We start from the raw sequence: 11,116 nt of genomic DNA, 5'->3' as shown, positions 1-11,116 counted from the left end.
CCCATCGGATCGTCATTTTTGCCGCCTGATTTCTGCCTGCTTATTCAGCCGCCAATGGTGTTTCTCCAGCCGCAAGCAGTTCTTCCAGCACCTGAATCGCGCCGCTGATGCGGAGCACGGTATAGCTTAATTGACTTCGCTTCTCATCCATTTCCGCCATCATTTGCTGTCCGGATTCCAGCTCCGCCTTCAACTGCTGAATACGCGCTTCCAATTGCTCTTTCATGTGAATTCCTCCAAATTTTTTTTAATAGGACTGCATGTTCAATAAGGCAAGATTTATGCGCTCTCCAAAGCTGCAATCTGCTTCTGCATTCTTGCCATGGCTTTTTGTTGATCCTTGACCACACTGGTCAATACGGCAATAATATCCATCGGACTGACCGCTTGCTGATCGGGATCCGCCAATTGCCCGGGTACTTCTTCCGCGATGAAGCCTAAGGTGCGCTCCCGATTTGCCCCCTTGTAATGGAAGGAAACCGGATTTAGGGACTCAAGCAGCTGCTTCGCTTCTTTTGTGGAAATATCCGCGATATTCTCTTTAAGTTCCCTCGAAGACAAGTAATACAGCGCGGTTCCGTATACGCCTCCGCTTGCGTTCAGATGAATCCGGTCGCCCCGGTCGTTGGAGACGCCGATATCCAGAATGCAGTTCTCTCCGCCTGATGGATAGTACTTGATCCATGCAACGTCTCCCGAGCCGCCGCCCGGATCCGAAGGGAAGATAATACCGTTGGTTCCGCTGCCCGCGCTTGGAATGATCGCCCTGGTGACATACAGGCTGCTGTGCACCGCCGCGGAAGACCAGTCGTTGCCGTAGTTCAGAACCAGCTGACTGCCGCTATCGACCAGTGCCCGGCCAAGGCTTCCTCTTCTTCCGGAATATCCGATGCACAGATCGGCGCAGCGAATCGAAGCCGTGAAGTAATTCGCCACATCCAAACGGTCGAACTGTCCATCAAACTTCAGCACATCGGTTTTAATCGATCCCTTAATCTGCAGGTCTCCGGTGATCTGCATACTTCCGTTGACCTGCAGATAGCCGTTGACATCCAACCGGTCCCAAACGGAGACTTTTCTGCCTTGGCCGCCGGAGGAATTACCCACAATCATCAGGGTTTTATAGTTAGCTGTATCATTGCTGATCTCCGCCTGCTGCGAACCGGCAAAACCTTGCCAGCTCGAGGTAAAGCGAAGCGGATTCTGATCGCTCATAATTCGCATGCCGCCGTGAACTTCCAGCTTGTCGGCAGGCGTCAGCGTCCCGATCCCGACGTTGCCGGACGGATTCAATGAGATATGATCGTTAAAATCATTACTGGTGCCGATTTCCAGGTTGCACTGCTCATCTGTTCGTGGATAATACTTGATCCATGCCCGGTCGCTTGATCCGCCGCCCGGGTCGGCCGGGAAGATGATCCCGTTATTCGAGCCGCTGCCCGCGCTTGGAATAATCTCCTCTGTGGCCTGCAGCTTGCCTTTGACATACAGGAAGCCGTTCACGTCGAGCCGGTCCCAGATCGCCACCTTGCGTCCCTGCCCTGACGAACGGTTGCCGACGATCATCAGCGCTTTATAATTCGTCGTGTCGTTGCTGATCTCCGCGCCATTGTTCTTATCGTCCGGGAACCCCGACCAAGCCGATGTGAAACGAATCGGATTTTTCCCTGCACCGCTGAGAATGCGCATACTTCCGTCTACGTCGAGATTATCCGCCAGCGTCTTCTTCGGCCCGATTCCGACATCTCCGCTGTTGTTCCAGGACAGTACAATCCGCTCTGCTCTCGCTCCGCTGCTGTCCACTGTTCTGGCTCCAAGCGCGCCTCCCGATTTACCGAACAGCACCGGTCCGTCCACCACGGCATCGGAGAACGGCTTTCCCTGGCCGAACCAGCCAAGCCCGTGGGTACTGTCAATCGTGCTGCGATCCGTCGCCTTCAGCCACAGGGTTGTATCATCTTTCATCGCCAAATCGCTGTCCGCCACCAGTTTGCCGCCGTCGTTAAAACCGAAGCTGAGCCCGCCGGTTGACGATAAGAAGCTGTGCTTGTGCATCCCGTCCGCAAATTGATTTTTGATCAATTTATCCCAGTCGTCGCCGTAAGCCATTTTCTTCAGATCGGTGCCCATGCCTACTTTCCAGCACTGATCATTCTCTGCCCAGACAATTCTGGCATCCTGGTTCTGCGGCCCGCGGTAAACTTCCAGACCGCCGTCTTGGGGTCCCGGAAATTCATAATCGGGATCATCCCAGTTGGGACTGTTCACCTCGACAAAGCTGTTCATGATCTTCATTTCGCTTTGGGACTTGTCTCCGCTGCTCAGAACCAGCTCTCCCTCGATGCTCAAGTCTCCCTTGATCTTGACATCATTGGAAAACTCGGTCTCATCCGCCTTCACCTTCAGGACTTTTCCATCGGGATCCGTGCTCAACGTTGGCATCCCGTCCAGGTTGTCTTCCTCAACGGACATATCCCAAATGTCGTCGTCCTCCGCCTTGGAACGAACCACGAGCTCTTCTGTCACCATTTTCCTGCCGGCAGCCCCGGCATATACGCGCAGCGGCTTGTCCACCTTTTGATTGGTCGCCGGATCATTGACCTGTTCCGCCTCGAAAATACAGTCCTTATCCACCACGATGGATCCCCCGACCGCTTTCGGCACAATCTTGGCCAGCAATATCTTGGATGTGTCCGTCGGTTTATCCTTACTGAGAAGAATGCGCCCGCGCTCCCAGATATGAATCTCTCCACCCTGGCCGCGCTCATTATTGCGATCGTCAACCGTCTCCTCATAACTGACCATGATATAAGACGTTTCATTCGCCGCATATTCGGACAGATCTATCGGATTATCCGGGTGTCCGTCATAAATCAAAATTTCTTGGCTGACGCTCTCCTGTTTGCCCGTGGCAACATCGGTAACCACGACCTGATTCAACGCCAGCCCTTCCGTCACTTTTACCTTGGGCTTTCCATCCGGGTCTTCATACGGAACTACCTTCAGTCCGCAGACGATCCCCCATGTATGCAAGTACCGGTTATGAAGTCTCTGCAGCCGCAGATAAAAATCCTGATCCAAGGTATAGTCCTCTGCATTCAGAAAAAGCCCGTCAAAATATCGCATTCGCTTCAATTCTTTTCCCATCTATCGCATCCTCCGGATTCATAATGTCTACTTTTCCGCCATCCCTCCGAGCAAGGTTTCCTTTCCCACTCGCCCGTAAACGCCCACTCGCATTTGCGGAACTTCCACGTTCAGCTTGGCATTGGTATAATAGGGCTTTTCCTTCCGAATCACCTCCTCTAAGATTTCTGTTTTTTTCTGCAGCATCGTACGGCTGTGAGCCGGGATCAAAGCATGGACCGAGAAGTAATACGGGTTCGCAGTCCCAACCATCGTATTTATGCCGGCACGCATGACGGTACCCAAACGAATCGGCTCTTCATAATCCTCTATCGCGATCGTCGACTCTTCACCGGCGAACACTTGCAGATATTCCTTCAACCCGCCCAAGGTTCCCCGCTTCTTATATAGCTGAATGATGCGGCCGATGAGTTCGCGATAAGTCGAACTGCGCGCCTCGCTCAAAGGAAGCTGCTGCAAATCTGCCTGCTTGTCTTTCTCCAACGTATCCTGCTCACCGTAATACTCAACGCCGTCCTCCAGTTCCAAACCGACCCACCCGGCCAGCCATGGAAGAAAGGCCGCAGGGGTATACGCCGGATCAAGATACAGGGTGAAGTTGTCCAATAAGGCTTCAATGCCAACGGCTTCTCCTTGAGGGGCATCGGTTTTTCCGGAAAGTACCGCCTCGAACGCTTTCAGAAAGCGTCCCAGGAAATAGTCCTCATCCGATTGCCCCGCTTGCTGCTGAAACACCCTTGGAAGATAGTACGAATAGCTGCTGAAATCAGGCTCCTCTTGACTGTTCACGGTTCCACCTCGACCTTCAGCTCGTAGAGCTTAAATAATTGATGCGGTTTCAGATCAGGCGAAACCAGATCAATGGTTTTCACATGATCCACCCCATCGATCGCTTCAATCAGTCGATAAATATCGGACGCATAGCATTTTCTCCCCGGAGGCCAACCCTGTCCGCCGTCGCCCCCCGAAACCGGATCGAGATACCGTTCAATCAAGTTTTGCACGGTACTGCCGACGGCTTTGTTCTTCGCGGCGACCTGCACCTCCATTCTTACCTCAAGGTATTCCGGCTCCACGACATGAACGCGGGTCGTCAGCAGCTTGCGCTGGTTCAGATATTGCTTGACCTCACTGTTGATGCCCGCAATCTCATTCAACAGATCCGGGTTGGACGATTTCAAAATCAGGATGATGGAAACATGTCCGGGCTTGTCTTCCCCGGCAGCGAATTCCAGATCCCGGTTCACCAACCCGATCGTTCGATAGGTCAGATCGGGATATCGGCCCGCAAGCCCGGAGATGGAAGTCAGGCCTTGAACGGCCAGCCATTCAAAATCAGCCGCCGTGACCGCCCGATTTCTTACCGTCAGTTGCATGGCGGCACGGCGAATTCCCGATTCCAGCGTCTCATCGGCTTCCGGTTCCACGCCCAGCAGCTTGAGAAATTTCAACTGATGCTCATCCGTAATCTGATCCATCCGGTAAAGCACCATTTCACAAAACCATGCCAACAACTCCAGGATCGTAATGCCGGGATCGGACGGATTAAAGTTCGTCCAATCCGGATCATAGATCGGGATCAAATTTTTGGCGTCTTCCACCAAATCTTGAAATCCCAAATCATCCAGATTTGGTACAGGCAGAGACATCGGCTTCACTCCTTTCGGTTACCTGCTATTCTTCCGGAGGAAAACAATAAGGACAACGGCCGGCCGATTCCGGCGCCTCGTCTTGTTCCCTCATATATTTGCGTTGTTCTTTCGGGATTTCATCCAGCAAGCATGCGGAAACCGTTCCGCTGAGATCATGAATCCGATTCTGTTCTTTATCCAGCAAGTACGGGAAGATCAATTCTTTTCTTTTATTGATCAAGTGAACTCCCCCGCAAATCATTTCATTTTCTTCAAGAAAAATATTTTCGGTGCAAACCTTCAGAATCTTCAGCGGAACCGGATTCACATATTCATCCGGACGGCTGACATGGACAATATCCCGAGGTTCAAATACGGCGATTTTGGCATAAAAGGTTTTCGAGCCCTTCACGAATTCATTCATGATGAAGGTACGAATCGTCATATCCGCGGTGATATCGTATTCCAGATCGCTGCCTTCTGGATAATCCTCGTCAAGCGGAATTCCGCTCTCCGTCTCGCATTCCAAGATATCCCCGTCGATGGACAACACCAGCAGTTCGACCGGCTGGCGGTTTCGGTAGCGAAGCCGAACGATTTCGTTCTCCTTGAACCCTTTTACCGAAAGTGTCTTTATTCCCATTTCCGCCGGAGCGGATTCCGCAAGCGCAAACCGGGTCAAGTTGTCGTCCGTTCTTACCGGGCTGAACTTGGGATAATCGACGACCGGCTGATATGGACCATATTCAAGCGGCTCTAAATTGAGCGTGTAGCATTGGAGTGAAGGCCTCAGCACAATTTCGGAAACATAATCCACTCCCGGCGTATTCTGAATATTCGAATACACTTCAGAGATATACAAGTTCTTGCCAAGCTCCCAGCCGGTTTCTTCGTCCCCGCCCATGAGCGGATGAAAAAAGCGATTCAGCTTATCCAAAATTTGACCTTCGACAATCTTGCCCTGTTCCGCCGAATTGTAAGACACAGTGGCTTCCACGCCGACTTCAATGTAATCCGGTCCGATCACCTCAATCCCCGGAAGATCCGTATGAAGGACGGCTGACGTCCGCTCCAGCAAATAGGTCTCGATCTCCCCCAGCAGCTCCTGGCTTGGCGTCGGCTTGGCATCCTGCGTATCCGGGACGACAATGATGGTTCCCTTCCCGGGGACATATTCCAAATTCCGGTTCATGGCACTCAAACATTTGACTTTTGCAATTTGCGGCATGGCTTCACGCACCAGCCATTCCATATCCTCGGACGTGACTCCGCGTTCCCAGCTTTTTAAGGTGTGCGGACCGCGAAGCTGAGCCTGCTCAGGTTCTTCCTGGTCGAACCCTCCGTCCGCCGCAACCGGATTGACCGCGGAATCAAGCCATGGAAACCGGCTCCACACCTTCGTAATCGTCCCGGCCGCCACATTGCCGGCGGTTCCTCCTCCCTGCTTATAGTCGCAGCGGATATTGTCGACGCCGAGAGGAGGAACCATCCCGTTCCGGCCGTCTCCGAACTGGATCCCGCCGTTCTTCCGATCCAGCACATAATGCCTGCTGTCCACCCCCGAAAGGGAGAAGCTGTCGACCTCTTCCCAAGCCATCCAGGCTCCATCACCCAGCGTTTCCCGTACCATTAAGGTCTGTCCGGACAACACCGGCGTTTTGGACAATTGAAACGTCTGTCCCGCTTCTCCACTGCTGGAGCCGAGGATTTCTCCTGTCATGGTGTTGGCGTTTCGCGCCCAAACCGCATTGCCGTAAATCATATCGATGGAAGGATAAGTTTGAAAGGAGCCTTGCTCCAATCTGGCACGAACCCAATAGGCTTCCGTGCCGAAGAGCGGCCGTCTCCGAATGTCCGCAGGCACGGCAAATTGGACGATCTCCCGTCTCGTAAAATGTTTCGTCCCGTCATTGGCGCTTAATGTCATCCATTTTCTCCCGTTCCAATATTCCCAAGCCACGATCGGCGCTTCTCCTAATTGATCGCCCGTGAACGGAAAAAACAGAGAGAATGGAAGACTCGCGATATCCTGGTTAAAAGCAAGATAGAGCGTCGGTTCTTCTTCTATAGAGGGGTAAAACGGCTTGAAATAGAGCCCCTCTTGCTTGCATTCCACGGTCTTATCATGAAAACCGAAATTGTTCTCCGTCAGCACCCATTCAGGCACGGATTCAACGGTGTTGGCATAATCGACTTTCAGCGATTCGATCGACGGAGGAGCAAAGGAAGGCGGATGATACGTGAGCTGCGAAATTTTGACGGTCTCATGATTCTCCCCAAGCTCAACGTCCACATCCTCATAATCATAGAAGCCTTCCTTCCCATAGTTGCCTCCAATGATCCGAACCCGTATCCAATAGTTCTCATTTCCGCTGACCGTGCAGGGCATCATATCGGGGCATTGGAATCTTACCGTACCGCCCACCGTGAACGTCTTCGGAGAGGGGGTAAACCCATTGTCGGGAGTACCGTCCGTATCGGGCTTATCTTCCGAGGCTGCCGCGAGCTCTGCAGTATCATCCTCAACTTCGAAAACTTTCCACTCCCGCCCGTTCCAGTACTCCCATGCCAGTTTGACCGCTGTCGTATCCGGGGCGGGGGAAATATCGATGTCGGACAGTTGAATCTCGATTGAGACTTCCGCGCCCGGTTTGGAAAAGGCCTCTCGGTTTGCCATATAATAGGCATCGTTGATCTTCGGTTTATCTCCGAAAGGATAATAATCTTTACTCATATCCACCTGCGTTCCGTTATACAGCGCCGCATCCAGAAGCATTTGCGAATTGCTGCTCGCAAGTTCAAACCGGATATCTTCAAGGTCCGGCATCTGCTCTTCAGCCGTTACCGGCTCGGTCAGCTCCGCGTAAATCCACCGGCTCGTCCATTGACCTTTCGTTTCATCGCTGTCATATCCGCTAATCGTTTGTTCGGGTATAGCGGAAAGATTCTCAAACCGATAGGAGGCCTTCCAGGGGATCCCTGCCGGCTGAATCGTGTCGGCTGCCGTCAACGGTATACGGGCGCCTTCTTTATCGATAAAGAACCATTTCATGTCCAAGTGATACGAAGTGGAAGAAGCCGGACTCCCCGTTCCTTCCCAATCTTTATTAAAGACCACCTTCAGACGGTTGCCCGGTTCCAACGCTCCAAGCATGGCATTGTGGCCAAGATAGAGACGATGCACCACGGTATCCTCTCCGCGAAACAGCTCCGCTTGTCTCCCGGTCTGTTCCTTTGCAAACATGAAGTCCAAATTCGTCCACCGATCGGCTGTGGGATCCAGACTAATGGCGCGATAAAGGCTGGCCGGGGTCACGGTCAAATCGCTTTCCGTTTCAAACACAACCTCCTTGCGGTTCTCGGGCTGAGCCGAGAGCTTGGTTCCGGCCGGTATGGTACCGCTCTGGTTCCAATCCTTCTTCATTTTGAAAAGAATCGGAGCCTTGGCCGCCCTCGGCGGTGTCTGACTAATGCCAATCAAATTCAAAAAAGCAACAAAGCTTTTTTGAGCCGCTTGATTCAGTCTTTGAATCACCTTTGCCATCATGTCGGAGAACATCCCCGTCATCGCAGCGACTTGTTTATCCTCCTTTAATTCCAGCAATTCGGGCCTCGATTGCGCCTGCTCTTTTGGGCCTTTTAATTCCCAAGGATCCGGCCATTCTCTCTTGCAATTTTCGTAAATAAGCTGCTGCAGCTCGGCCTCAATTTGCTCTTTTGTCCGATAATCAATTTTCGGTACGTTATTCGGCATCATTTCCCCACACCTTCAAGAAAGAATGGATACACCAGATTGTACTTGCTGTTGGTAGATTTAATTACGTAATCAATGGATACCTCCATGACGGGCTGGTCCGCGCTTGGGGTTACGGTAATATCCTGTACTTCGATGCGCGGCTCCCAGTTCAGCAGAGCCTCCTCGATAAAGCTGCGAATCAAGGTTGCTGTACTCGTGTTGTTGGGTGCGAAAACCAGCTCGCTCAATCTGCAGCCGAAGTCCGGACGCATGACGCGTTCGCCTTTGGCCGTGGACAAGATCAGCTGGATCGATTCCCGAATGGAAGCTGCACCTTCCGCCGTATTCACACTGCCCCTTGAAACCGAAACGGGGTATTTCCATCCGCGTCCCAGGAAATCTATCAATTCCATTCCTTTCACCCTCCTATCATGACCGTCCCGGCTGCCACCACCTTGCCTACGGGCAGATCGGACGGATCATTGCATGTCATGGCGGTATCGCCATTTCTCGCGGCCATCTTGCCGTTGATCTTTACCGTGGCACTCCCCATCATCACCTTGCCTTTATTCGTGGGAGGCTTTTGGAACGGTCCCCCTTGCGGAACGTGGGCCGGGGTGTTGGTCGCCGTCGAATCAACGGTTGCTGCCGGCATCCCCATGATTTTGACATCGCTGCTCAGCGCCCCGTCGAGAATGCCCGTAAACGGATGAGGCAGAGGCGTCGGCACGACCGAGGGACCGGCCGGTATGAGCACGATATGGGTATCCGTAGCCAAAATTTGATCGCCTTGTTTTGCTGCCGGTTGTCCCATCTGAATCTTCCTTTCTTGTCCTAGTTGATATTGACGGTCGCTCCCTTAAGCGTCATACTCGCCGAGGCTTTCGCTTCCAAGCCTGCCGATGCCTCGATTTTGGTATCCGCCGACGATTTGATCTCTATATTTTGCGCACTCATCTTCAGCGTGCCTTTGGGCGCGGAGATTTCAATATCTTTTTCAGAGATGACCGAGATCAGATTATCCTTGGTAGAGATCACGATTTTATTTTTTCCGGACTGATCGACCACCTGAATGCTCTCGCCGCCGCTCGTATCATCCACCGTAATCACATGGCCCTTGGACGAGGTGACCGTGATTTTCTCTTCGCCGGCTTTATCATTGAACTCCATGCTGTGCCCGCTTCGCGATTTGATCAATCGAATATTGTTCTCGCCATCGCTGTTCGTTTCCGGAGGTGCGTCTTGTCCATTCCACAAAGCACCGATAATATAAGGCTTGTTTACATCCCCATTTTCAAACGACACCAACACCTCATCATTGACTTCGGGTAAGAAGAACGCTCCTCTTTCGGCTCCGGCCATAAAAGAAACCAGCCTCGCCCAGTTCGATTCTTCCATGCCAATCAGCGGGATTTTCACCTTGACCAGTCCGGGACCCGGTTGGTCCCCGTCGTTTGCCGAATCGTTGTTGACCACGATCCCGATCATCATTCCGTAAATCTTCCCGCCGCCGTTTGCGCCATCCGTTCCATAACCCATTTCCATTCCCGGCATCATAGGCTTGTCCTCTTCACTTTGAATATGGTGGTATATCCTTTGCTGTCTACTTTGTGGATCGACGCTTGGATATAATAGATGCCGCTGAACCTCTCATCCATACCCAGCAGCTTTACTGTTCTCCCCGCACGGAGCTGCGGGTTTCCCCAGCACATTCCCTCACCGGTGACAAATTCCCGCAAACGGCTGTTATAGGCGGCAACGGCCATCGTTTTCGCCTCATTCGCATCGATCAGATGTTCAGCAGCAATCGCAATCGGCGATTCCTCGATTCCCGAAGCTGTCCATTCATAGCCGGTCTTCTGGCCGCCCATTTTCGTCGTTTCATCGCCGGCTGCGGCGTCTCCCTGCAGTTCCGCCTTCTCCTTCACATCCCAGCCGCGAATCGTCACCTGGCTTCCGTGCGTCAACGAACGCATCTCGAGGTTCAAACTCTCAAAGTCCTTCTTGAAGGTGAGATCCGGCAGATCGGGCGATTTCACGGCACGGGATTTTACGTAGTACAGCTTCTTGTCCTCGGTATAGATTTCATAATCCTGCAGCGCCGCTCGTTCGAGCAAGAAATCATAATCGCTCTGATTGTTTTGAAACAGGGAGGGATACACCGTGCCGGTGTCGTCTACCTCCGCCGACAGCCCGTGATCGCCGGCGATCTCCGAAGCGATATCGCTGTCTTTTTTCTTGGTAAAAAGCTTGTTTCTTGTCCCCATGCGCAGCCGGTGCAAAAGGTCATAGCCCCGAATTTCCATCACCGAGTGCTCACCCAGATTGAGTTCCAGACTGGTAATCTCGCCGCTGACCATCAGCTCCGCCTTATCCAGACCAAGATACACCTTCACTTTGTCGCCGGGCTTAAATACTTTGAGATCCAGCCCTCTCCATTTGCCATCGTTGAAATTGACTATATTTACCTGGATGTTAAACATCGCCGGCCAATTGATCTCATCCTCGACCGAAACCGCTTCGATCGCCAGCGACCATTCATCGGAGAGCGGACTGCCGTTCAGCTCCACTTTATAATTCGCTACACTGACACTCATCCAAA

At 52.4% G+C, this 11,116-nt stretch carries 9 protein-coding genes; all 9 read right to left on the bottom strand.

The window, feature by feature from the left end; genetic code table 11:
- Positions 1–40 precede the first annotated feature (40 nt).
- Genes ACI48K_RS06435 through ACI48K_RS06395 form a run of 9 tightly spaced genes read right to left on the bottom strand, consistent with a single transcriptional unit; the run spans position 41 to position 11,111 of the window.
- Positions 41–226 carry a hypothetical protein gene (locus ACI48K_RS06435; protein ID WP_475026736.1) on the bottom strand — a complete coding sequence of 62 codons (186 nt, stop codon included), beginning with the start codon at positions 224–226 and terminating at the stop codon, positions 41–43.
- A gap of 53 nt (positions 227–279) precedes the next feature.
- Positions 280–3,147 (bottom strand): tail fiber domain-containing protein, encoded by a 2,868-nt coding sequence (locus tag ACI48K_RS06430; protein ID WP_475026735.1) that lies wholly within the window; start codon positions 3,145–3,147, stop codon positions 280–282.
- A gap of 27 nt (positions 3,148–3,174) precedes the next feature.
- Positions 3,175–3,936: a phage tail protein gene (locus ACI48K_RS06425; RefSeq protein ID WP_475026734.1), complete on the bottom strand. Its 762-nt coding sequence runs from the start codon at positions 3,934–3,936 to the stop codon at positions 3,175–3,177.
- Complete coding sequence (locus tag ACI48K_RS06420) at positions 3,933–4,796, bottom strand: hypothetical protein (RefSeq protein ID WP_475026733.1); 864 nt, start codon at positions 4,794–4,796, stop codon at positions 3,933–3,935. Before ACI48K_RS06420 ends, ACI48K_RS06425 begins: the two co-directional genes overlap by 4 nt.
- 25 nt (positions 4,797–4,821) lie before the next feature.
- Positions 4,822–8,535: a putative baseplate assembly protein gene (locus ACI48K_RS06415; protein WP_475026732.1), complete on the bottom strand. Its 3,714-nt coding sequence runs from the start codon at positions 8,533–8,535 to the stop codon at positions 4,822–4,824.
- Complete coding sequence (locus tag ACI48K_RS06410; protein ID WP_475026731.1) at positions 8,532–8,927, bottom strand: GPW/gp25 family protein; 396 nt, start codon at positions 8,925–8,927, stop codon at positions 8,532–8,534. The genes ACI48K_RS06415 and ACI48K_RS06410 overlap by 4 nt, the downstream gene beginning before the upstream one ends.
- Positions 8,928–8,932: 5 nt before the next feature.
- Positions 8,933–9,328, bottom strand: coding sequence for a PAAR domain-containing protein (locus ACI48K_RS06405; protein WP_475026730.1), 396 nt, complete (start codon positions 9,326–9,328; stop codon positions 8,933–8,935).
- 20 nt (positions 9,329–9,348) lie between these two features.
- On the bottom strand, positions 9,349–10,071 hold the full coding sequence (locus ACI48K_RS06400) for a phage baseplate assembly protein V (protein WP_475026729.1): 723 nt from the start codon (positions 10,069–10,071) through the stop codon (positions 9,349–9,351).
- On the bottom strand, positions 10,068–11,111 hold the full coding sequence (locus ACI48K_RS06395) for a phage late control D family protein (protein WP_475026728.1): 1,044 nt from the start codon (positions 11,109–11,111) through the stop codon (positions 10,068–10,070). The genes ACI48K_RS06400 and ACI48K_RS06395 overlap by 4 nt, the downstream gene beginning before the upstream one ends.
- Positions 11,112–11,116: the final 5 nt, after the last annotated feature.

The sequence above is a fragment of the Paenibacillus terrisolis genome (assembly GCF_056171975.1).
This window is presented reverse-complemented; position numbering and strand designations above follow the sequence as displayed.

Excerpts from the sequence above, each read along its gene's own strand:
- ACI48K_RS06405 (WP_475026730.1), bottom strand. The coding sequence starts at position 9,328 with ATGGGACAACCGGCAGCAAAACAAGGCGATCAAATTTTGGCTACGGAT.
- ACI48K_RS06415 (WP_475026732.1), bottom strand. The coding sequence starts at position 8,535 with ATGATGCCGAATAACGTACCGAAAATTGATTATCGGACAAAAGAGCAA.
- ACI48K_RS06420 (WP_475026733.1), bottom strand. The coding sequence starts at position 4,796 with ATGTCTCTGCCTGTACCAAATCTGGATGATTTGGGATTTCAAGATTTG.
- ACI48K_RS06435 (WP_475026736.1), bottom strand. The coding sequence starts at position 226 with ATGAAAGAGCAATTGGAAGCGCGTATTCAGCAGTTGAAGGCGGAGCTG.
- ACI48K_RS06410 (WP_475026731.1), bottom strand. The coding sequence starts at position 8,927 with ATGGAATTGATAGATTTCCTGGGACGCGGATGGAAATACCCCGTTTCG.
- ACI48K_RS06395 (WP_475026728.1), bottom strand. The coding sequence starts at position 11,111 with ATGAGTGTCAGTGTAGCGAATTATAAAGTGGAGCTGAACGGCAGTCCG.
- ACI48K_RS06400 (WP_475026729.1), bottom strand. The coding sequence starts at position 10,071 with ATGATGCCGGGAATGGAAATGGGTTATGGAACGGATGGCGCAAACGGC.
- ACI48K_RS06430 (WP_475026735.1), bottom strand. The coding sequence starts at position 3,147 with ATGGGAAAAGAATTGAAGCGAATGCGATATTTTGACGGGCTTTTTCTG.